General features: G+C 60.3%; 20 protein-coding genes and 3 tRNA genes. 8 read left to right on the top strand and 15 right to left on the bottom strand.

The annotated features are described in order from the left end of the window. Window positions 1-23: 23 nt before the first annotated feature. A complete protein-coding gene (locus D3Y59_RS14025; protein WP_119445609.1) occupies window positions 24-1,250 on the top strand; it encodes a Glu/Leu/Phe/Val dehydrogenase dimerization domain-containing protein in 1,227 nt (408 codons plus the stop codon). Window positions 1,251-1,335: 85 nt separating this feature from the next. Next, a complete protein-coding gene (locus D3Y59_RS14020; RefSeq protein ID WP_119445608.1) occupies window positions 1,336-2,499 on the top strand; it encodes a mechanosensitive ion channel family protein in 1,164 nt (387 codons plus the stop codon). A gap of 71 nt (window positions 2,500-2,570) precedes the next feature. On the opposite strand, the gene D3Y59_RS14015 is transcribed toward D3Y59_RS14020, so the two are convergent. Both D3Y59_RS14015 and D3Y59_RS14010 read right to left on the bottom strand, forming a co-directional pair. Continuing rightward, the gene (locus D3Y59_RS14015) at window positions 2,571-3,473 is read right to left on the bottom strand and encodes a TerB family tellurite resistance protein (RefSeq protein ID WP_119445607.1); all 903 of its coding nucleotides are present in this window, start codon (window positions 3,471-3,473) and stop codon (window positions 2,571-2,573) included. A gap of 125 nt (window positions 3,474-3,598) precedes the next feature. Beyond that, the gene (locus D3Y59_RS14010; protein WP_162910794.1) at window positions 3,599-6,127 is read right to left on the bottom strand and encodes an AsmA-like C-terminal region-containing protein; all 2,529 of its coding nucleotides are present in this window, start codon (window positions 6,125-6,127) and stop codon (window positions 3,599-3,601) included. Window positions 6,128-6,319: 192 nt separating this feature from the next. On the opposite strand from D3Y59_RS14010, the gene D3Y59_RS14005 reads away from it, so the two are divergent. After that, a tRNA-Val gene (locus D3Y59_RS14005) sits at window positions 6,320-6,397 on the top strand. 59 nt (window positions 6,398-6,456) lie between these two features. On the opposite strand, the gene D3Y59_RS14000 is transcribed toward D3Y59_RS14005, so the two are convergent. Together D3Y59_RS14000 and D3Y59_RS13995 are read right to left on the bottom strand one after the other, a co-directional pair. Next, complete coding sequence (locus D3Y59_RS14000; protein ID WP_119445605.1) at window positions 6,457-6,852, bottom strand: hypothetical protein; 396 nt, start codon at window positions 6,850-6,852, stop codon at window positions 6,457-6,459. A 99-nt stretch (window positions 6,853-6,951) separates the two neighbouring features. Further along, entirely contained in the window at window positions 6,952-8,241 is a 1,290-nt protein-coding gene (locus D3Y59_RS13995) for a hypothetical protein (RefSeq protein WP_119445604.1), read from the bottom strand. A gap of 84 nt (window positions 8,242-8,325) precedes the next feature. Between D3Y59_RS13995 and D3Y59_RS13990 the strand changes: the two genes are divergently transcribed. Beyond that, window positions 8,326-9,921 (top strand): ArnT family glycosyltransferase, encoded by a 1,596-nt coding sequence (locus D3Y59_RS13990; protein ID WP_119445603.1) that lies wholly within the window; start codon window positions 8,326-8,328, stop codon window positions 9,919-9,921. Here the strand turns inward: D3Y59_RS13990 and coaE are convergent. The 8 genes from coaE to D3Y59_RS13950 form a co-directional block, all read right to left on the bottom strand. Further along, window positions 9,890-10,516 (bottom strand): dephospho-CoA kinase, encoded by a 627-nt coding sequence (gene coaE, locus D3Y59_RS13985; protein ID WP_119445602.1) that lies wholly within the window; start codon window positions 10,514-10,516, stop codon window positions 9,890-9,892. The two genes, D3Y59_RS13990 and coaE, sit on opposite strands and share 32 nt — an antisense overlap. Before the next feature lie 3 nt (window positions 10,517-10,519). Continuing rightward, the gene (locus tag D3Y59_RS13980; RefSeq protein ID WP_119445601.1) at window positions 10,520-11,506 is read right to left on the bottom strand and encodes a YbbR-like domain-containing protein; all 987 of its coding nucleotides are present in this window, start codon (window positions 11,504-11,506) and stop codon (window positions 10,520-10,522) included. A 34-nt stretch (window positions 11,507-11,540) separates the two neighbouring features. After that, window positions 11,541-11,858, bottom strand: coding sequence for a preprotein translocase subunit YajC (gene yajC / locus D3Y59_RS13975; RefSeq protein WP_119446485.1), 318 nt, complete (start codon window positions 11,856-11,858; stop codon window positions 11,541-11,543). Window positions 11,859-11,946: 88 nt separating this feature from the next. Then, window positions 11,947-12,471: a DUF1573 domain-containing protein gene (locus D3Y59_RS13970; protein WP_119445600.1), complete on the bottom strand. Its 525-nt coding sequence runs from the start codon at window positions 12,469-12,471 to the stop codon at window positions 11,947-11,949. A gap of 83 nt (window positions 12,472-12,554) precedes the next feature. Then, window positions 12,555-13,556 carry an isocitrate/isopropylmalate dehydrogenase family protein gene (locus D3Y59_RS13965; RefSeq protein WP_119445599.1) on the bottom strand — a complete coding sequence of 334 codons (1,002 nt, stop codon included), beginning with the start codon at window positions 13,554-13,556 and terminating at the stop codon, window positions 12,555-12,557. A 119-nt stretch (window positions 13,557-13,675) separates the two neighbouring features. Beyond that, window positions 13,676-13,987, bottom strand: coding sequence for a YtxH domain-containing protein (locus D3Y59_RS13960; RefSeq protein ID WP_119445598.1), 312 nt, complete (start codon window positions 13,985-13,987; stop codon window positions 13,676-13,678). 95 nt (window positions 13,988-14,082) lie between these two features. Next, on the bottom strand, window positions 14,083-15,285 hold the full coding sequence (gene nusB, locus D3Y59_RS13955) for a transcription antitermination factor NusB (protein WP_119445597.1): 1,203 nt from the start codon (window positions 15,283-15,285) through the stop codon (window positions 14,083-14,085). A gap of 113 nt (window positions 15,286-15,398) precedes the next feature. Then, the gene (locus tag D3Y59_RS13950) at window positions 15,399-16,490 is read right to left on the bottom strand and encodes a Glu/Leu/Phe/Val dehydrogenase dimerization domain-containing protein (protein ID WP_119445596.1); all 1,092 of its coding nucleotides are present in this window, start codon (window positions 16,488-16,490) and stop codon (window positions 15,399-15,401) included. Window positions 16,491-16,729: 239 nt separating this feature from the next. Between D3Y59_RS13950 and D3Y59_RS13945 the strand changes: the two genes are divergently transcribed. Further along, a complete protein-coding gene (locus D3Y59_RS13945; protein WP_119445595.1) occupies window positions 16,730-18,514 on the top strand; it encodes an ABC transporter ATP-binding protein in 1,785 nt (594 codons plus the stop codon). 55 nt (window positions 18,515-18,569) lie between these two features. On the opposite strand, the gene D3Y59_RS13940 is transcribed toward D3Y59_RS13945, so the two are convergent. Both D3Y59_RS13940 and D3Y59_RS13935 read right to left on the bottom strand, forming a co-directional pair. Then, window positions 18,570-19,709 (bottom strand): NAD(P)/FAD-dependent oxidoreductase, encoded by a 1,140-nt coding sequence (locus D3Y59_RS13940; RefSeq protein ID WP_240410377.1) that lies wholly within the window; start codon window positions 19,707-19,709, stop codon window positions 18,570-18,572. 87 nt (window positions 19,710-19,796) lie between these two features. Next, window positions 19,797-20,165, bottom strand: coding sequence for a T9SS type A sorting domain-containing protein (locus D3Y59_RS13935; RefSeq protein ID WP_119445594.1), 369 nt, complete (start codon window positions 20,163-20,165; stop codon window positions 19,797-19,799). A gap of 216 nt (window positions 20,166-20,381) precedes the next feature. Between D3Y59_RS13935 and D3Y59_RS13930 the strand changes: the two genes are divergently transcribed. The 3 genes from D3Y59_RS13930 (at window position 20,382) to D3Y59_RS13920 (ending at window position 21,443) form a co-directional block, all read left to right on the top strand. Further along, window positions 20,382-20,455, top strand: a tRNA-Pro gene (locus D3Y59_RS13930). An 80-nt stretch (window positions 20,456-20,535) separates the two neighbouring features. Continuing rightward, window positions 20,536-20,609 (top strand) — tRNA-Pro (locus D3Y59_RS13925). 177 nt (window positions 20,610-20,786) lie between these two features. Next, entirely contained in the window at window positions 20,787-21,443 is a 657-nt protein-coding gene (locus D3Y59_RS13920; protein WP_119445593.1) for an outer membrane beta-barrel protein, read from the top strand. Window positions 21,444-21,467: 24 nt separating this feature from the next. Here D3Y59_RS13920 and D3Y59_RS13915 read toward each other — a convergent pair whose 3' ends face one another. Beyond that, window positions 21,468-21,989 (bottom strand): hypothetical protein, encoded by a 522-nt coding sequence (locus D3Y59_RS13915; RefSeq protein ID WP_119445592.1) that lies wholly within the window; start codon window positions 21,987-21,989, stop codon window positions 21,468-21,470. Between the last annotated feature and the right edge of the window lie 21 nt (window positions 21,990-22,010).

Raw genomic sequence — 22,010 nt, 5'->3', positions numbered from 1 at the left:
ACCCAACCTCCTACCCGCTGATTATGCGCGACTTACTCGCCACCTTCGAGAACAAACGCCCCGAAATCGTATTTGAGTGGAAAGACTCCGAAACCGAGGCCGAAGGCTGGGTGGTAATTAACTCGCTGCGCGGCGGCGCGGCCGGCGGCGGCACCCGCATGCGCAAGGGCCTTGACAAGCGCGAGGTAGAGAGCCTGGCCAAAACAATGGAGGTGAAGTTCACCGTATCGGGGCCGGCCATTGGCGGCGCCAAATCGGGCATCAACTTCGATCCGCAGGACCCGCGCAAGCGCGGCGTACTGGAGCGCTGGTACCGCGCCGTTATTCCGCTGCTGAAAAACTACTACGGCACCGGCGGCGACCTGAACGTGGACGAAATCCACGAGGTAATTCCGATTACCGAAGACTACGGCCTGTGGCACCCGCAGGAGGGCGTGGTTACGGGTCACTACCGCGCCAGCGAGCCGCAAAAGATTCAGAAAGTAGGCCAACTGCGCCAAGGCGTAATTAAAGTAGTAGAGGACGAGCAGTTTACGCCCGACCGCGCCCGCCGCTACACCGTGGCCGACCTGATTACCGGCTACGGCGTGGCCGAGGCCGTACGCCACTACTACCGCCTATGGCCCGAGCAAGAGGTAGCGGGCAAACGCGCTATTATTCAGGGCTGGGGCAACGTAGGAGCTGCCGCCGCTTACTACCTGGCACAGCAAGGTGCCATTATCACCGGCATCATCGACCGGGCCGGTGGTTTGCTGCGCCCCGAGGGCTTCTCGTTCGAGGAAATCCGGGCTTTGCTGCTCAACCGCCAAGGCAACGCGCTTTCGGCCGACAACCTGCTTCCGTTCGAGGAAATAAACAAGCAAATTTGGTCGTCGGGGGCTGAGATATTCGTGCCGGCAGCGGCCTCGCGCCTTGTTACGCGCGAGCAAGTGGAGCAACTGCTGGCGGGCGGGCTCGAGGTAATCAGCTGCGGAGCCAACGTGCCCTTCGCCGACCCGGAAATCTTCTTCGGCCCAACCGGCGAATTTGCCGATGCCCACACGGCCGTAGTGCCCGATTTTATTGCCAACTGCGGCATGGCGCGGGTATTTGCCTACCTCATGGAAACCAACGCCGAAATCACCGACCAAGCCATTTTCGGCGACATTTCGCGCACCATTTTGCGGGCCCTAGAGCGCACGCACTCGCAAGGCCACACCAACCAAGTGGCGCGTACGTCGTTCGAGCTAGCGCTGCGCCAACTCGTATAAGCGGCAGCTACGGCCGCGCTTTTTGCCGGCGCCGCCTCGCCTGCCAAAGGTGCGGCGGCGCTGTTTCTTTCACCCCTGTTCTGCCATGAACACCAAACAATTTCTGGATCAGCAGTTTTTGGGCAATACCGTAGGCCAGTACCTGCTGTGCGGGGCCATTCTGCTGGTAGGCTTTGGCCTGCGGCGCTTGTTGTCGCGCATTGTTTCGGGCATTTTCTTCCGCATCATCAAACGCCACACGGCGGGCGTTTCGGAAAAGGAGCTGAACGATTTCCTGATTCAGCCGCTCTCGGTGGTGCTGTTTCTGTTCACGTTGTTTCTGGCCTTCAACGTGCTCGATTACCCGGCCTCGTTCACGCACGATTTGGACCGCTCCGAGCCTTGGCCCAAGCGCCTGGCCTTTGCCGTGTACCAAATCGGGGTGATATCGGCGCTGGCGTGGGTGGTGCTGCGCCTCGTCGATTTTGCCGAGCTGGTGTACCGCCGCCGAGCCGAGCTACTCACCTCCACCAACACCCGCCTCGACGCGCAATTCATTCCTTTCGCCAAGGACTTTGCGAAGGTGATGATTCTGATTTTTGCCTTTTTAGTGATGCTGGGCCAGGTATTCAACGTGAACGTAACGGCCTTAATCGGCGGCCTAGGTATCGGCGGCTTGGCGGTGGCCTTTGCAGCCAAGGAGAGCCTCGAAAACCTTATTGCCTCGTTCACTATCTTCCTCGACCGGCCTTTTCAGGTAGGCGACCTAGTAACGGTGGGCGGCATTACGGGCACGGTGGAGAAGGTGGGCTTCCGGAGCACGCGCCTGCGCACCGCCGAAAAGAGCTACGTAACGGTGCCCAACAAATCGATGATCGACAAGCCGCTCGATAACCTCTCGCTGCGCACGGCCCGCCGGGTAAATTTCACGCTCAACTTCGGCCACGAAACCACCCGCGAGCAACTGCTGGGCATTGCCGCCGATCTGCGCATCTTTTTGCACGAGCACCCACAAATTTTGCCCGAAGAAGTACAGATCAAGCTGGCTGCCCTCACCCAAGCCGGCCGCGACTTATCGGTGCAGTACTTTGTGCAGGTTGCTACATACGACGAATACCTCACGGTAAAAGAAGCCGTGAATTACCGCATCCTGGAAATTGTGGAAGCGCACGAGGGCGTATTTGCCACCAACACCACCGTGGTGCGCATGGTAACCGACCCCGGCATTACCTCCGGCACCGGCCAAGCCTCAGACGGCTCGATTATCTAAACCATTATTAAAACAGAAGCGGACCGGGGTAGCTGCCCCGGTCCGCTTCTGTTTTAATAATTGGCGCGCGCCTAGCGGCCGCCCAACAAGCCGCCGAGCAGGCTGCCCATGCCGCCACCCATCAGGCCACCTAGGCCGCCGCCGCCGGTGCTGCGCGGGCCCATGTGGGCACCGCCGCCCAGGCCACCCAGTACCGACATCAGGCCGCCCAAGCCGCCGCCGGGCACGCCGTAGCCGGCCGGGCGCGAGCCGTAGCCACCAGTTGCTCCGCCCAGCATACCGCCCAGGCCGCCGCTGTTCATCAGGCCACCTAGCAAGCCACCCATGGTACCGGCGCCGCCCATCGAGGCTGCGGCTCCGCCCAGCAAGCCGCCCAGGGTGCCGCCACCGCCGCCCATCATGCCACCGCCCATACCGCCGCGGTTGCCGCCCATCACGCGCGAAAGCACCATGGGCGCGGCTACCGCGAGCAGGCCGGTAAGCGCCGCTTGGGGCGGAATGCCCACCGAGCGCAGCTTATCGCCGAGCGAATCCATGAGGCCCTGCGGGGCTTGCTGCGGATTTTGGGCTTGTGCTTGCTGGGTTTGCGTTACCACGTTTTCGATGGTGCTTACCTGCTGCTGGTTCAGCCCTAGGTACGAAGCCATCTTGTTTACCATGGCTTCTTCTTCGTTGGAGTAAGCGCCGTCGGCGCGGGCAAAGCTTACCAGATCGGTTACCAGCGAGTAGCGCAGGTTGCTGTTGCGCATCGCATCGAGGTTGCCTTTGATGCTTTCGTTGGTGGAGTCCTGCGCGGCGTGGAGCACGTACTGCGTGCCCTGGGCCGAGAGGCCGGCCACCTGCGCCATCTGTTGCAGAAACTCGGCCTCGTGCTGGGTAGCTTGGCGGTCGGCGGTGGCCAAGCTGGCTATTACGCTGAGGTAAGCGGTTTTTTCTTGCTCGGAATACTGGTTAAATACTTCTTCGGGTTGCATACGCTAGGGGTTTTGGGTGTGGGAAACAAGCGCCCACCGCGCCGCGGCTGCTGGCGCAGCACACCGGGCGTGGGTGTTGCCTCTAAACGCATGCTTAGCTGAAATGTTGACGGGCTGGCCCTAGGTCAGAGCTCGAAGTACTCGCCAGGCTGCGGGGCAGCAGGCTTTTTTTGGTGGGGCGCGGCAGGCGCCGGTTGGCGGCCACGCAGGCCAGGCGCCGCCGGTGCAGCGGGCGTTGCTGCGCCCGTGCTGCCGGCGCCCGCCGGCCCCGAGGAGGCGCCTGCCGGCGCCGGTGGGCCCGCCTCTTGGCGCTGCGCCACGGCCCTTTCGCGGTCGTAGGCCACCCGAAACTTGTCTTCGTTGCCCCACACATGCAGCAGCAGGTTGGGGCCTTTGGCCAGGGCGCCGTCGAGGGCAGGGCGGCGCAGGCCCGGCAGCAGCGGAACGCTCAAGTGGTAATCCATCTGCTGATCGAAGGTGTGCGTGCCCGTAACGCGAATAAGCGAGGCACGCCGTACGTTCGAGCGGATTTCCATTTCGGGCACGTACACCGTCCGGCTTTGGATGTAGATGGTATTTGTAAGTTCGTCGAAGCGTAGGCGGCGCAGCTGTTCGCGGCTGGCCAACATGCTCAGCTGCTGCGCCGGCGCAAAATTGTTCAGCTCGCCGTGCCGCACCGTGGCCCGTACTTCGGCTTCCAGCTTGTTAGTGAGCGGCTGCAGCTGCGGTCCGAAATACATATCGGCTTCGGCTGTGCCGCTGAGCTGCCCGCGCAGGTGGCGGCTGGTGATGAAGTTTTGGCCGAAATCTTCGAAGACGTAAAGCAAACTATCGAGCTGCACCTGCTGGCACGCGGCTACGGCGCTTACTTTCAGCAGCGCGGGCTGGCGGGCGTCGAGGGTTCCGCGCAGCTGCAGGCGCCCGGCCGCAGCGGTTAGGGCAATGCCGGGCGAGGTAAGCATTTGCTCGTGCAGGCGCACCGCGCCGCTTAGCGCCCGCGCCCGAAAGCGCCGGAAGCGCAGTTGCTGCACGGTGGCGTTCAGGTCGAGGTCGATGTTGGCGGGCAGCTTCAGGGCGTAGCTACCGCCGCGGGGCGTCACCCTAGGTGCCGCACCCGCTGCAGTTGGCAAGGAACCGGTTTGCAGAAGCTCGTCGAGGTTGAGCAGGCCTGCGGCCACGTCGGCCTCTACCCGTAATGGCTGCCGCGGCAGCAAAAGCCACCCCAACGCGTTCCGGAATAAGCCATTCAGGCGGAAATCGGAACTACCCGCCCGCCCGGTAAAATCACTCACGGCCACATCGTTGCGGCGCAGCAGAAAGCTACCGTTAATTTGGGTTAAGCCCAGGTTTGGGTTGCGTAGGCGCAGGCGCACGTTGCGCAGCTGCAGCTCGCCCGAGGCTTCGCCTGCTGCCCGGGCCGGGTTTTGCCGAAAAGCGCGCAGGTTGCCGGCCAGTTGCGCCCGCACGCGCAGTTGGCCACTGGCTTGTTGCAAGGCTGCCACCGGATAAAAGCGCAGCGCATCGGCCACCTCCAGCTCGGCTTGCAGGCTAAGGCGCACATACGGGTCTTGCAAGTTGCGGTAGCTGAGGCTGCCACTGAAGGGCTTGCCCCCCAGGCGGCCCCGCACGTTGCGCAACTCGAGCACGGCCGCGCGCGCCGAGGCTTGCGGCCCGTTGCGAAACGAACCCGCCAGAAACACGTGCTCAACGCGCTGCCGGGTTTCGGGATGTACAAACGAGGCGTCGCGGCATCCAAAGCGAACATCTACCTGCGGGTAGCGCTTGCCCGACCACTCGCCCCGCACGCTGCCGCCAAAATACACCGCGCCCTCGCTGCGGTATGCGGCCAAGGGCTTGCTAAACCTAGGCGGCAACAACGCCAGCAAGCTTTGCACATCGGTGTTTTTGCCGCCGAGCTGTAAGGCCAACTGCGTGGGGCCGCGCCAGCCCACATTGCCCGCCACGGTGTAAGTGGCCGGCCCAATTTGCACCTCCGAGGGCTGAATGCGCACTTGCCGCGTAGCGCGGTTAATTGCCAAGGCCGTGCGTACAGTAATTTCGCGCTGCCGGAAGTACGTATCGGTGCCCACGCGCAGGCCCTCCACGCGCATCGGCCCGGTGGCGCGCACCTGCACGGTGTCGCCGGCAATTAGTAACGCGGCCGTCAAATTATGGGCTTGCAGGCGGTAGCGCTGCCGCACCGAGGAGTCGGCGTAGCTTACGGCCACGTTGCGCACCCGCACGCGCTCAAAGTCGAAGCGCACGGGCTCGTTGTCTGCAGGGGCAGCGGTGTCGGGCCGCAGTATAAGGTAGTTGGGGCGGCCCTCCCGATCGAGGCGCACCTGCACGGCGCCTTGCTCCACGGTTAGGGTGCGGATGCGGTAACGGCCGCCCAGCACATCCCAGGCGTTAAACGAGCAGTGGAGGCGCTGCACGCGAGCCAGCGCAACGGTATCGAGCGGCAACGAGCCCCCAACCCGCACGTTGGTGAGCAGAATACTTACCCGCGGAAAGTCTTCGCGCCACGACAGCTCCAGTTTTTGCACCTGCACCGGGGTGCGCAGGTGCTTATTGGCAGCCGCCACAAACAAGTTGATGATGCGCTCTTCGCCCAGCCACAAAGTTGCAGCCAGCCCCATTCCGACCAGCAGCACGCTCAGCAACCCGTACCCGAACCATTTTAGCGCCCGCACCCCAAAAATTTTAAGCTTGATTATTAGCTTCTTGCGCTTAAAAGGCGCTTTTAAGCAGAATTTTCTTGGTCGAAATGTCGGCAAACTGTTGCGGTTTCCGAAAACACCCCCCATATTTGCACTCGCAATCGGGACACAAGCCCGGTAGTCGAAGGGAGATTAGCTCAGCTGGTTCAGAGCATCTGCCTTACAAGCAGAGGGTCGGCGGTTCGAACCCGTCATCTCCCACCACTGGTAAACAGCCACTTAGTTGCAAAACTGAGTGGCTGATTTGCTTTTGGCGTGGGCGGCTACATTTGCCGCAACCAGCTGCCAGCCGTTGCCACGTCGTCGAAGGGCAACACGATTACGCCACCCGTTACGTGCTGCAACGAGCTATCGGTGGATAAACGGCTGTAGATATCCGGCGAATACACCCAAGCGGCGTACTCCAGTCCGGCAGCGCTTAGGGCTGGCATTAGCTCTTGGCCAATCCATTCAGCAGCCCCGCCCCACATTCCGGTTACGTAGGAATTGTCGTTGAGCACTTTGCGGGTGCGCTCCTGCTGCACGTACTCCAGAATTTTGGTTGCACCCGCGCGTACCGACTCCTCGGTTTGGTTGCCCAGCCAATTCACATACAACCAATCGTTTAGCGGATCAAACTGAATTTCGATGGTTGCGGCCTGGAATAGCAGTTGCGCCATGGGGATGGTTACAATTTGGCTAGCATACGCAGGCGTAGGCTAGCAGTTGAGTTGGCGGCAACGATGCAAAATTTGGCGGCACGCTCACGCCATTGCCGCCTAGGTGCTCGGTGGTTGTTTTGCCGCAGGGGCCTGCCCGAGCCGCCAGATTGTGATAAGCGGAAATAGCACAAATGCCGGCTCGGCAAACAAACGCCAGCGGTAGCCCACAAAAAACACCAGGCTCAGCAGCAGCACCACGGCAAACGGCGTAAGCAACAAAACATCGGCCGCCCGAAAGCGCAGCCCGCGCCAGCCCACGGCCGTGAGCAACAAGCTCAGCAGAAAGCCTAGGTGTACCGCGGCGGTTATGGGGTTAGCAGCGGTGCGGTAAGCATCGGCCACAAAGTTTTCGGGGCTGAAAAATACCAACAGCTTGCGCCCCAACAGCCGCAACTCGTGGGCGGGGTGCGCCGCTACCCATTGGCGGGCCAACCGGGCTCGTGCCTGGCTTTCCTGGTATTGATCAAGGGCAAGCAGGTTGGGAATGGATTGCTGCACCCACCGACCAAACGGCTTATCGGCTTCGTCCCAGTTGAACATGAATTTGCCTTCGGTAGCGGAGTTGTGGCCCTGTAGCAACTCGAAGCCGGCTTGGGTGCTAAGTATGTATGCGCCGAAAAGCCGTTGGTTTTTTACGAGGATGGGCAGGTGCAGCCCTACTGTTAGCACGAGCGTGAGCAGCGCCGGGCGCCACACGCGGCGCAGCAGGGCCGGCCCGGCCCGGTAGCCGCGCCACAGCACCCAGGCAAACATCAGCCCATACAAGGCCAGCAAATAACCGCGCAGCAAACACGAAACCACTACTACCAACGCCAGCAACAATGCTTTGGCAGCTGGCAACGGCCGGCCGGCCTGCAGGCGCAGCAGTTGGTGAGTAACCCACACCAAGGCCGGCAAACACAGGTTTTCGTACCAAAACCAGGCGCCCACGTACCACAGCACCGAGGGGTACAAGGCTAGCGCTCCGCCGCCAAGCCACGCCCAGCGCGGTGGCAATTGGTACCAGCGCAAAATGCGCTGGGCGTACAGCCACGTAACCACGCCGCCCGCAGCCATGGGCAGCATCAGGAGCGCAACCAAATAATACCGCGGCAACCCTACCCAGGCCCATGCAGCGTACACCCACACCGGAAAGGTGGCATGAAAAGCGTCGGGGCGCAGTTGCTGCCGTACCTGATCGAAACTGACGTACCCTTTGCCCTGCAACCAGTTATCGGCAATGCGGGCGTTGCGCACTTCGTCCCAGTTCAGCTCAAGCCCCGGGTTGTTGTGCCACAGCAGCCCCAGGCGTAGGGCAAACAGCATCAGGGCAACCACCCAAAAGGCACGGGGCAAACGACGCAGCATAACAGGCAGGAAAAACACAAAGTAACACTGCACCCGGCTAAGCTACCTTTGCGCGGCCCTGTTGCGGCAGTTTAAGTGGTTGCTATGCTCGATTTTTCATCCGACTCGGCGCGTCGCTGGGTAGTGCCGTTGTTTTTTGGAGCGCTGCTGGCGTTAGGCCTGGTGTTGCACCCCGACTACGGCATTGGGTGGGATGAATCGACGGAGCGCATCAACGGCATTATCAACGCCAAGTACGTGGCCGAGCGGCTGGGCCTAGGTGCGTTGGCGCGGCAAGAGCCTAATTACCGCGTGATACCCGCCTTGACTGATGCGCCCGATGCCGACCACGGAGTGGCTTATCAGCTGCTCTTGCTGCCCTTGGAGCGCCTGCTTGGAGCGCACGACCAACGCGCCATTTACCTGCTGCGCCACCTAGTCAACTTCCTGTTCTTCGTAGCCGGCGCGGCAGGGCTCTACGGCTTGGCGCGCGCACGCTTTGCCGATTGGCGGGCCGGCCTGCTGGCGGCCTCGTTGCTGGTACTCACACCCCGCTTTTTCGCCGAAGCGTTTATCAACTACAAGGATGTCGTGTTCGCCTCGGTATTTACCCTGAGCATCCTCACGTTGTGGCGCCTGCTGCAACGGCCTACCGCAGTACGTGTGCTTTTGCACGCGGCCGCTACGGCCTTTGCCATCGATGTGCGCACCATGGGCGTGCTGCTACCGGCCCTAACCCTAGGTTTCGGGCTGCTCGAAGCTTGGCAAGAGCCCACTCGCCGGCGCGCGCTTTTGGTGGCGTTGGTAGCTTACTTTCCGCTCATGGCTGCTTTTACGGTGGTGGGCTGGCCATTTCTTTGGGAGGCACCGTTCGCCAATTTTATGGCGGCCTTTCGCTCGTTTAGCCGCTACCGCTCCACGTTGCACAACTTTTACCTAGGCGAGCTGATTTCGGCGCGGCAGCTGCCTTGGCACTACGCCCCGGTGTGGATTGCAGTAACCACGCCCCTGCCGTTTGTGGCCTTGGCGTTGCTGGGGTTGCTACAAGCCGTATGTGGCGCTTGGCATTGCATCCGGCGCTGGGCCGTACCACCGGCAGCGCGTTTCGATTTGCTGATAACGGCATGGCTTTTCGGGCCGATTATTTCTGTAATAATCTTTCATTCTGTCATTTACGACGGATGGCGCCACCTGTATTTTGTGTACCCACCCATGGTTTTGCTGATGGTGGGCGGCTTTCGGATGCTGTTGGCGGTACTTACACGCTGGGCACCTAGGCGCGCCGCAACGGTGGCGGGCCTGCTTGCCGCGGGTTTACTGCTGCCGCCCATGGCCTATTTGATGCGTGCGCATCCGCAGCAGCAGCTCTATTTCTCTATTCCCAACGCAGTAGCAGCGCAGCAATTTGAGCGCGACTACTGGGGCGTGTCGTACCGGCAAGGGCTGGAGTGGCTTCTGCAGCAACACGCTTCCGGGCCTTTGCGCGTGAGCGGGCCGCACTTTATGCCGCTCTACAACGCCCGGCTGCTTTTGCGCCCCGCCGAGCGCGAACGAATCGTCCTCAGCAGCCCCGCCGAAGCCCAATACTTGCTTACCACGGAACGGTTGTCGCCGCCGTCGCGCGCGCTACCGCCCGCTACCACCGTGCACCGGATAACCGCCGATGGGATTACCGCGTTGCGGGTGCTACGGGTGCCGTAGCTAGGCTGAGCAGATGCTGATGCAAACCCAGCACCTGCGGCAACACCAGTTGATCGTCGTTGTTGTAAATGACGAAGTCCGCCCGCTGCAACTTTTCTTCTTCGCTCAGCTGCTTCCCGATGATGGCCGTTACATCGGCCAACGTGCGGTGCGCATCGCGGCGCAGCACGCGCTGCTGCCGCAGTTCCTGCGGTGCGTACACGGTGATAACTTTATCGAGTTGCTGCCACGAGCCCGACTCGAACATCAGGGCGGCTTCTTTCAGGATGTAAGGGTGGCCGGCCTGCTGCTGTGCGGCGGCCCATTGCGCAAAGTCGTGGCCCACGCGCGGGTGCACCAAGCCGTTGAGGTGGGCAAGCTTTTCGGGGTTGCTGAAAGCCAGGCCGGCCAAATACGTCCGGTTCAGCTCGCCTGTGGGCGCGTACACCTCCGGGCCGAAAGCCACAAGCAGGTTGTTGCGCAACACCGCGTCGTGGTGCATTACCCACTTGGCGCGGGTATCGGCGTCGTACACGGGCACGCCCAGCAGGGCAAACAGCCGGCACACCACTGATTTGCCTGAGCCAATGCCGCCTGTTATTCCAACTTTCAGCATACGCTAGGGCTTAGGTACCGCTTTGTATTTTGCGCCCGACAGCACCCGCACGGTGGTTACGCCAATGCGCGCGCCCCGAATAATCACCGGCAACGGGCGCAACGACAGCTGCACCGTGGAGTCGTCTTCGCGTAGCTGGCGGTAGTCGGCAAATACCTGCACTTGGCTGGGATTGAGCTTGACCGAGTCTTCGGGGAAGAACTGCACCTCCACGGGTACTTGCGCCGGCCACAATTTCACGGTGCTATCGGCCGGGAAGTGGCGCAGCTGCGGCTCGGCAATGATGGTGCGCGTCAGCACTTGCCGGGGCTGCAGCTTCACTTGCACTTCTTGCACATCGGTTTGTACCAAGGCTGGGCCGCCCACCGGCACCCGAATGCTGCCGTCGGTGCTGCCGGCAGGGGCTTGCGGCAAGTGCACCGGGTATGGGTTGGGCAGGGCGTTTACGGTGTTGGCGGGGCCTTTAAACGTGATGCTCGCCGGGGCAAACTTAGCGTCGAACGGCAGCGCCTCGCCGGTAGCGTCGGGGCTAAGGCGCAGTGGGAGCCGCCGCGTAATCAACCGATCGAACTCGAAGTAAACAGTATCGGTCAGTACTGCGTTGAGTTGCAGCCCGTCCATGGCACCGATGAGGCCCCCGCGCAGCGCCGTACCGGGCACGGCACCGGCGCCGCCCGGGCGGCGCACCAACACCTCGGCGGGCCGAATGTCGAGCCCCAGCGTGATGCGCAGCAGCTTCCAGCCACGCCCGGTTACCTGCACCGCTATGCTTTCGGTAAGCGGCCGCACCGGAATAAACTCCGCTTCGTTGTAGCGCCACTGCAAGGGGTAGCTCACGCGCGTGGTGTAGGTTTTGTTGAGCGCGTTGAGCAGCCACAGCGTTACGGCCGCCAAAAAACAGCTGGTTACCACACGCCAAAAACTACGCTCCGGCTCGGAAAGCGGCCGGACAAACCAGCGGGCCAGCGAACGAGCGGTTTGAAGCGGCATGGCGCGTGTTCGAAAAAATTAGGGGTACAACAGCCTAGGAGGCGGCCTCGCCCGACTTGCCGGCGTTCAGCTGCCGCGCTACGGCGCTGCGGTCGAAGGTCAGACGCGTGCCTTTGTCCACTTCCAGCACCACCTTGTCGTCGCTGAGCTCTACCACGCGGCCGTGCAGGCCCCCGATGGTTACCACCTGCGAACCTTTGCTTAGGCCTTCGCGCAGTTTGCGCGCCTCGGCTGCGCGCTTTTGCTGCGGCCGAATCATGAAGAAGTAAAATACGGCCAGCAGCAGCAGCGGAAACAGGTACTGCAACGGGCCCGTAGCGGCGGAGGCTTGCAACAAGAGCGTGAGAAGCACGGCGGAAGGGAAATGGTTGAAGAAAGACAAGTTTACAATAAAAAAGGCCTGCGGCGGTTGCCGCAGGCCTTTTTTCGCGACCTAGCAATTACTGCCGAACCGGTCCGTTGGCGCCATCGGGCAAAATATTGCCTTTGATGGTGAGCTGCGTGGTGCTCGGCTGGGTGTTGGCCGTGATGGTGATTTGCTTGTTTTGCATGCCCGTTTTGCCGTGGGCATCAAATTGAACTTCAATCTTGCCTTTCTGGCCCGGGGCTACCGGGTCTTTGGGCCAGCTGGGCACCGTGCAGCCGCACGAGGCCTGCGCGTTGTCGATCAGCAGCGGCGTTTTGCCCGTGTTGGTGAACTCAAAGGTGTGTTTCACCACGGAGTTGGGCTGAATGGTGCCGAAGTCGTGCTCGGGCTCGGCAAACGTCATCACCGGCGCGTTCGGGTTCGGCGCTTCCGTTTCGGCCGCTACGTTGGGGTTGTCTACCGTAGGGTTGGCGGCATCGGCAGCTTGGGTGGCGGCCACGTTCATGCCGGCTTCGCCTACCTCGGTTTTTTGCTGGTTGCAAGCGCCCGTAAAGAGCAGGCCAGTTACCAGCAGGGTCGAAAACAGGGTGCGTTTCATGAAATCGGGAAGATGGAAAAAACCGCGCCGCCATACAGCGGCGGCGCGGCTGGCTTTCCGTCAAATATACAACCGCCAGCGGGTTAGCGCAGGTTGTTGATTACGTTTTGGGCAAACTGCTGCGTGGTGGCCGGGCCGCCTAGGTCGCCGGTGCACTGCTCCTTGTGGCGCAGCGTTTCGTTCAGGGCCGTTTCGATGCGCGTAGCATACTCCTTCTCGCCTAGGTGCTCCAGCATCAGCAAAGCCGAGCGCAGCAAAGCGGTAGGGTTGGCAATGCCTTTGCCAGCAATGTCGGGGGCCGAGCCGTGCACCGCTTCGAAGATGGCCATGTCGTCGCCGATGTTGGCGCCGGCTACCACACCTAGGCCGCCCACCAAGCCAGCGCATAGGTCCGACAGGATGTCGCCAAACAGGTTGGTGGTCACAATCACGTCAAACTGCTCGGGCTTGGTCACGAGCTGCATGCACATGTTGTCGATGATCTTGTCCTCGAACTGAATTTGCGGGAACTCGCGCGAAGCTTCCTGCGCGGCATCCAGCATTAGCTTGCCGGCCATTTTCAAGATGTTGGCTTTGTGGGCCAGCGTTACCTTTTTGCGGCCGTGCTTGGCAGCGTAGGCAAAAGCCGCACGGCAAATCTTGCGCGAGCCCTCTACCGAAATGCGGTTAAACGAGTCGGCAATGCCGCGGGGCTCGTCGTATACTTCTAGGCCCGAGTACAGGCCTTCGGTGTTCTCGCGGAACAGCACAATGTCAACGCCCGAGTAGCGCGTAGGTACGCCTTCGGTGGTTTTGGCGGGGCGCAGGTTTTGGTACAGGTCGTACTTCTGGCGCAGCGTTACGTTGATGGAGCGAAAGCCCTTGCCTACCGGAGTAGTAATGGGGCCTTTCAGGGCCACGCAGTTGCGCTCGAGCGACTCGAGCAGGGCTTGCGGAATCAACTCACCCGATTGGTCGTAGGTGGTCTGGCCAGCGTTTTGTTCTTCCCACTGCACGGGCACTTGCGCGGCAGCGAAAATGTCCTGCACGGCACGGGTTATTTCGGGGCCGATGCCGTCGCCAGGAATGAGGGTGATAGTATGCATGACGAATGAATGTGCGGATATGAGAATGTGCCGATGTGCTCACGATGACTGCGCCTAGGTATCTCCTCAGCACATTTCATTCGGCAGCACATCAGCACATCGGTTTTCGGCGAAGCGTGTTAAACGGTGCGGCGCGAGTTGATTTGGTTGATGAGCTGATCAACGTCGCCCAGCAGTTGCTCGGCTTTGTCTTTCGCGTCGCGGATTACGCGCTGCCCCTCGGCCCGGGCCGACGACGGACCTTCGTCGACGCGGCTGGTAACCAAGTTCTCCGTTAGGTCGGCCAGCACTTCGCGGTACTTCTCGAGCTTGTAGCTAAGCCAGCTACGCGTTTCGCGGCCCTTTTCGGGCGCAAACAAAAGGCCGATAGTAGCGCCGGCTAGGGCGCCGGTGGCAAAGCACAAAATGCCGGTAGTGGTTTTGCTAGCCATGGGGCGGGAGCGGTAGGGAGAGAAGGGAAAGTGCGGAAAACAGAACGGTTTCTGAGGGGCTCAACGCAGGCGCCGTTGCCGGGGTTGCCTAGGTCTTACTGGTTGTCCAGCAGGCCGCGGCCCGACTTACGGATGGCGCCGCTGGCCATCAGGTCTTGCGCCAATTTATCCAGAATACCGTTGATAAACTGCTTGCTTTTGGGCGTGCTGTAGAGTTTGCTGATTTCGATGTACTCGTTGATGGTCACCTTCACCGGAATGGAGCGGAACAGATGCATTTCGCACAGGGCCATCTTCAGGATGATCTTGTCGAGCAGGGCCACGCGCTCCACGTCCCAGTTTTGCACGGCACCCGAAATGAGTTGCTCGTAGCGGGCGTCGTCGGCGAGGGTTTGCTTGTACAGCGTTTCGGCAAACTCCTTGTCTTCCTGCCAGTTGGCCGACAACGACAGAAGTTCCATGTTCTCGTCGGTGCCTTCTTCCAGCATCTTCATCGTCTTCACCACCAGATTCTTCACGATGGAGCGGTTCTCCTCCCAGTTCAGGTCTTGCTCTTCCAGCAGCGCCGGAATAGCCTCCCCCTTGAACACGTACGTCTTGTAGATGTGCTTGAGGATTTCCTGCTCGGCGCCGTAATCACGGACACCTTCGTCGCCGGCTGGCGCTTCAAAGTAGCTGCGCAGCTCGGTGTCGTTGCGCATTTCGTTGCGCCAGGCCTGGCGCAGGGCTTCCATCTCGTCTTCGCCAGCCCATTGCAGGGTGCGGCGGATGGTTAGCTCCTGCAGTTGCTTGTTGGCGGCAAGCTTTTGCAGCACCGGGTTTTGCTCGAGGCGCGTGGTATCGAGGCGGTCGGTGGCGGCCGTAAACCGGCGGGCTTCGCGGCTACGCTCCTCCTCCAGCACCTGCAGCAGGGCTGCCGGCAGGTTCAGCAGGTGAATGTACTGATCGTGGATGCTCTCCGTGGCGTGGAGCATCTGGTTCAGGTAGAATTGGTTTTCTTTCTGAACCTGCTTCTGATAGTACTTAACAGCGTCGCGGATGGCGTCGTTTACCTCCTGGTTGTCGAGTTCTTCGGGCTCAGCAGTACCGCCGGCCTTGTGCCACTCCCGAAAACCAGCTTCAGCCAGCTTCTGCTGCCCTTGCAGCAGGCGCCGGTCTTGCGGTACCATGGAGTTCAGGTCGGGCTGAAAAGCTTCGCTGATGCGGTCCAGAGCCAATAAAAAATCGGACCCAATTGCCTGATCGTAGGCATAAAGGGCCTGCATGACTTTGATGCGAAGCGTACGGCGGTTAAGCAAAACGGAAGGAGTTAATGAGTTTGCGAGTTGGGGAGTTTACGAGTTGGCGAAGTCGTAGCCCAGAAGTCCTGAACAACAACTCCTAAACTCACAAACTCCCCAACTCCTAAACTTTAGTACGTCGATTTCACCCGACCGATGGCAGCAATGCGCTGTTCGGCCTGGCGAACGGCCGCGGCTTGGGGGTGCGAACCCTCTTTGGCGGCTTTCTCCAGTACCTGGAGGGTGTAATCGTAAATCTTCTCGGTTTGGTTCAGCGCACCTTGGCGGCTGCTGCCTACCACTTCCGAGTACACGTTGATCAGGCCACCGGCGTTGATCAGGAAGTCGGGGGCGTAGATGATGCCGCGCTCCACCAGCGCCGGGCCGTGCACGTTTTCGTCCTTGAGCTGGTTGTTGGCGCAGCCTGCTACCACGGCGCACTTCAGGCGGCCGATAGTGTCGTCGTTGAGGGTGGCACCTAGGGCGCAGGGCGAGTAGATGTCCACGTCTTGGTCGTAGATTTCATCCAAGCCCACCACTTTGGCACCGAAACGGGCACCGGCTTCCTCGGCGCGCTCCGTGTAGTAATCGGTCAGCACAATTTCGGCGCCCTCTTTGGTGAGGTGCTCGAGCAGGTAAGTACCCACGTGGCCCACACCCTGCACGGCTACGCGCTTGCCTACGAGGCTATCCGAGCCGAATGCCTTCTTGGCGGCAGCCTTCATGCCCATGTAGGTGCCGTAAGCCGTGACCGGCGACGGGTCGCCCGAGCCGCCCATCGATTCGGGCAGGCCGGCTACGTGCGTGGTTTCCATGCGGATGTACTCCATGTCCTTGGTGGTCATGTTCACATCCTCGGCCGTGATGTACTTGCCGTTGAGGTTCTTTACAAAGCGGCCAAACTTGCGCAGCAACGCTTCGTTTTTCTGCGTTTTAGCGTCGCCGATAATCACGGCTTTGCCACCCCCTAGGTTCAGGCCCGAAATAGCGGCCTTGTAGGTCATGCCCCGCGAGAGGCGCAGCACGTCGTTCAGGGCTTCGGCGTCGGAGGCATAGTGCCACATGCGCGTGCCACCCAGGGCCGGGCCCAGCACGGTGTTGTGGATGCCGATGATGGCGCGGAGTCCGGTTTCGTGGTCGTGGCAAAACACCACTTGCTCGTGCTGGAACTCAGCAATTTGCCCAAAGATGCTGGTCTCGGGCAGGGCTTGGATCTCAACCATGGGGGAAAACGTTGTGGGAATGGGTAGGATGTAGGTAGACGGCACATGGTCGCCGTGGCCGGACCAAACGTTGCGTAGAACCTAGGGAGTCGTGGCCGGTTTCTGACTACTGACTTCCCACTACGCAGTACCTTTGGCCACCGCCCCGAAACCGGCCGCAAAGGTAACCCGTTTTTCCGACTCAGCCCACCGGGAATGCTCCCGAAAAACGGGTCAGCCCGGCCCCGATACTCCCGCCCGTGAAAGCCATCCGCGCTACCGATAAATACCTCGTCCGTTACAAATGGCACTTCCTAGGTGGAGTGCTGTTTGTGGCGTTAAGCACCCTGCTAGCCATATTTCCGGCGCAGGTAGTGCGCTACGCTTTCGATTTGGTGCAGGAAGGCATCGACCTGTACCACCTCTTCGGGGGCACCCAAGCCCAACAGGGCGTGTACAGCCTGTTCGGCCGCAACATTATCCTGTACGGGGCGCTCATCATCGGCTTGGCCTTGCTGCGCGGCGTGTTTCTGTTTTTCATGCGCCAAACGCTGATCGTGATGTCGCGGCTGATCGAGAACGACCAGAAAAACGAGATATACCAGCACTACCAGTCGTTGCCCCTCTCCTTTTACCGCCGCCACAGCACCGGCGACCTGATGTCGCGCATTTCCGAGGACGTAGGCCGCGTGCGCATGTACATCGGGCCGGCCATTATGTACTTCATGCAGCTGGTTATCCTGTTTCTGCTGATTGTGCCGCTGATGCTGATGGTGAACGTGAAGCTGACTTTGCTCACTTTGCTGCCCCTTCCCATTCTGAGCATCAGCATTTTCTACGTCAACAACCTCATCGAAAAGAAGTCGGACGAGATTCAGAAGGCGCTGGCCAACATGACCACCTTTGTGCAAGAGGCGTTTTCGGGCATTCGGGTGCTGAAGTCGTTTGTGCGCGAGCAAGACTCGCACCGGAACTTCACCACCGCTTCCGATGCCTACCGGGCCAAATCCCTGGAGCTGAACTTCGTTAACTCGCTGTTTTTCCCGCTGATCCTGTTCTTGGTTGGGGTTAGCACCATTGTTACGGTGTGGATTGGCGGACAAGAGGTAATCCGCGGCACAATTACCACGGGCACCATTGCCGAGTTTCTGATTTACGTGAACTTGCTGACGTGGCCGGTAACCGCCCTAGGTTGGACTTCGTCGTTGGTGCAAAGGGCCGAGGCTTCGCAAGCCCGCATCAACGAGTTCCTGAACCAGAAAACCGATATTGTTTCGCGCCAAAACATCGCGCAGCACATTCAGGGCGATATCGTGTTCGATAACGTCTCGTTTGTGTATCCCGACACGGGCATTCAGGCGCTTACCGGGGTGTCGTTTCGCATTCAGCCGGGGCATACGCTGGCCGTAATTGGCAACACGGGCTCGGGCAAAAGCACCATTGCCAACCTGCTCTGCCGCCTCTACGATGTCACCTCGGGCCGCATCTTGGTCGACGGGGTAGATGTGCGCGACTATGCACTCACCTCGCTGCGTAGCCAAATTGGTTACGTGCCGCAGGATGTATTTCTGTTTTCCGATACCATTGGCCACAACATTGGTTTCGGCTTGGATGCGCTTTCGGAAGAACGCATGGTGCAAGCGGCCAAGGATGCCGACGTGTACGAGAACATTATGCGCTTTCCGGAAGGCTTCGAGACCAAGGTAGGCGAGCGGGGCATTACCCTATCGGGCGGCCAAAAACAGCGCGTCAGCATTGCGCGGGCGTTGGTTAAGGAGCCGAGCATTCTGATTCTGGACGATGCGCTGTCGGCTGTTGATACCAAAACAGAAAACGTTATCCTGGGTAGCCTGCAGCGCATTATGCAGAACCGCACCAGCCTCATCATTTCGCACCGGGTGTCGTCGGTAAAGCTAGCCGACCATATCCTGGTGCTCGACGACGGCCGCATTGTGCAGCACGGCACCCACGAGGAGCTTATGGCCGACCAAGAAGGCCTGTACCGCGCCCTCTACGAGCGGCAACTGCAAAGCGAAGAGGCATGAGGTAAGGATTAATGACCGAGGAAGAAGGAGGCTGCTGTTCCTTCGTCCTTCTTCGTTATTCATTCAGCAGCTCCGCTGCGCGTTGGCCGCTTCTGGCACCCATGGCCACGCCCATGCCGTTGCAACGCAAAGCACCGTAGACACCGGGTGCCAGCTCACCGATAAACGGCTCCAACTCCTGCCCGAAGCCCATTACACCGCTCCAGCGGTGCTCTATTGCCACGTTGCGGCCGGGCAAGATTACCTCGCGCAACAGCAACTCTAGGTGCTGCTGCACCAAGGAGGTAAGGCCGGGCTCGGTGGTGGCTTCGGCGGCGAAGTCGAGGTTGCGGCCGCCGCCCAGCAATAGGCGGTTGCCTGCCACGGGCCGGAAGTAGTAATAGCCTTTGTCGTAGTGAAACGTGCCAGGTAAGTGCAGCCCGGGCACCGGCGCCGTTACGAGCACTTGCCCGCGGCCGGGTACCACGTCGAGGTCGGGGAAAAACGTGCGGCTGAATGCGTTGGTGGCCAGCAGCACTTGCCCGGCCTCCAGCTCGGCCAGCGGCGTTCGAAGTTTCACTACCCCTGAGCCGCCTTCGATGGCGGTAACGGGCACGCCGTGCAGCACCACCACGCCTTCTTGCCAGGCAAGCCGTAGCAGCGCGTGCATCATCCGGCCGGTATCGAGTGCGCCTTCGGCTACGTTTTCCAGCATGGCGTGCACACCGGCAAAGCCAAAACCGGCCAGTTTGTGGTCGGCCGGCCGGAAGACTTCGGCCTCGCCTATAATCGGTGCCAGCAGCGCGTTGTAATACCCTAGGTGCTGGCGGCACTGCGCGGCCAAGGCAGCCTCCTGCGCCCGAAACAGCTCGTAGCCACCTAGGGGCTCGTAGCCGATGGCTTCGTCGCCGAGCAACTCGCGCAACAAGCGCAGCCCCTCCCAGCGGTATTGCACCACCGATAGCAGCGCCGCCGTGCCCCCGCGCTTCTCCTGCTCCATTAGCTCCGATACGCTGCCAAAGCACGCAAAACCGGCATTTTTGGTGCTGGCGCCATTGGGCAGCACGTCGCGCTCCAGCACTACCACGCGGGCCCGGGGCCGCAGCCGCTTGGTGTAAATGGCTGCCGTAAGGCCTACTAGCCCCGCTCCCACTACAGCTACATCAAAGCCCTGCAGAAAGCTTTGTTTTTCCCAGTACGATAGCAAAGTAGCCACGGCAAGCGCGCAGAAGTGAAAACAGAAAAGCCTCCCGACCAGCACGGCCGGGAGGCTAAAGTACTAGCCCGCTGTAAAAGCAAGGGCTTACTGGCCGAGCGTAACGCGGCGCATAAACGTTTTGTCGGCTACCATGCAGCGCACTACGTACGAGCCGCCGGGCAAATTGCCCAAGGGCACCGAAATGGCCGAACCGTTGACCGACAATGCTTTGGTAAGCACCGGGTGGCCCGAGGCATCGTTTACTTCCAGCTGCATGGGGCCTTTGGCATTGGTGCGCACCCGCAGCGTGTTGTTTACGGGGTTGGCCTCCACATTGAAAGTGATGCCAGGGCCGGCCACAGGCTGCTGCACGCTATCCGAAGTGATAAGGGCGGGCTTGGCCGTGGGGCTGTTTTGAGCAAAGGCAGCACTGGATAGCGCCACAAACATAAAGGTGTAGACGTACGCTTTCATAGGTGGAAACGACTGCGTGTCAGAACTCAAAGATACTGATTTTGGCCATGATGCGCTTGAGCCAGCGACAGTTGGCAAGCTCGTCGGTGCATCAAACGCCCGTTACGCCAACTTTCGTGCCTATTCTGCGTAGTGGCACCCGCTGAAAAAAATCAGTTACCAAGGGTTGCACGTTTGCAAATTGCCTGCGTACATTTGCACCCACATTGTCCGAATCGGGGTGTAGCGCAGCCCGGTAGCGCGCTACGTTCGGGACGTAGAGGCCGTAGGTTCGAATCCTGCCACCCCGACTACGCAATAAGAAAGAAGCTAATACCAGGGCTTTTTTCTTGGACAATGTGAAGGCCGCCTTCCCGAAAGGCGCCACGCTCGGGGTGTAGCGTAGCCTGGTATCGCGCCAGCATGGGGTGCTGGAGGTCGCAGGTTCGAATCCTGCCACTCCGACGAAAGCCCGCCGAACAGCTAGTTCGGCGGGCTTTTTTGTTTTCACGCCTTTAAAAAGCTCATAACCCGCCTCAGGTCGGAACTATTTTGCCAGTCGTTGACACCTCGACAATAGTTTTGGCAAGGAAGTTGGATAAGCGGCGCAACATCTATGTCACACTATATTGTTGTTTACCCATGAAAGTTCTTGGATGGGCAGCCCTGCTGACGGGCGCAACCGCTATCAACGCACAAGCACAAATACCGGCTGGCACCGTTTTGTTGGGCGGCAGCGCGGCCTATTCGCGCAGTTCCTCGGGCGCCGAGCCTATTTTGCCCAACACCTCGGGCACCGAAAGCAACAGGCGCAGCGTATCGTTCGGCCCGCAGGCGGGCTACTTCATTAGCGACAACCTGGCCTTGGGCATCAACGCTGCCCTCGATGCCGATAAGTACCAAGCCACCGAGGAAGATACCCGTCGCTTTCTGGAGCTGTCGGTGGGCCCGTTTGTGCGCTACTACAAAATGTTTGGCGAAAGCCAGTTTGGCCTGGTAGGTACCCTAGGTGCCGGCTACCGCGAAAATTGGGACAAGTACAAGGCAACCGATCCGCGCTTCAACTACCACGGCCGCGGTGGCTACGCCGAGTTTACGCCCGGCGTGGTGTACTTCCCGGTGCCCAAGGTGGGCATTGAGGCCTCGTTTGGCAACATCGGCTACTCGTATTTCCGCAACAAGCAGGAACAGCCTTCCAACAGCCGGGTGGAGCGCCAGGAGTTCACCAGCCGCTCGTTTGCGGCCAACCTCAGCTTGCGCAACTTTGCCCTAGGTGCCTCGCTGTACCTAGGCCGCTAGCAGCAACCCAATTAGTTGGAGCGCCTACTTTAGCACTACCAGCATTTCTGACGGAGCGTCTTCGGGGAATTGTTCCACGAAGACGCTCTGCGTTTGGAGCTTACGCTCCTTCACGGCGTCCTTGAGGGCGGGGTACAACTTGCCCGGGGCCAGCATAAAGCTGGCCTTTACGCGGGCGCGCAGCACGCGCTGCCCAGCCGGCAAAGCCCGGAACGAGTAGCCTACGGGCAGTTGCTGGCTGGTGGTATCGGGCACCACCACCCCAACGAAGGCTTTTACCTCCTGCCCTTCCTTCTCGGGGTCGTTGTAGTAAATGTTGCCGAGGGTGCCTTTGAGCGTACCAGCGCGGTACAGCTCGTTGGTTTGGCTGAAGAGCTTGGCGAAGTTCTGATCGGGGATGCCCTCGTAGTAGCGCCCGGCTAGGTAAATGGGCTGCGGCGTGGTGAGCTGCTCAACCTGCGCCGTAGCAAAACCACCTAAGTAGGCATACACCGCCGCAAAAACCGACAGCAACACGCCGCCAATGATGAAAAACCAACGAGACATTTGGGTATTGAACAATTATCA

Source organism: Hymenobacter oligotrophus, assembly GCF_003574965.1.
Lineage (GTDB): Bacteria > Bacteroidota > Bacteroidia > Cytophagales > Hymenobacteraceae > Solirubrum > Solirubrum oligotrophum.
The sequence above is the reverse complement of the archived record's forward strand: the minus strand, read 5'-3'. Positions and strand labels throughout refer to the sequence as shown.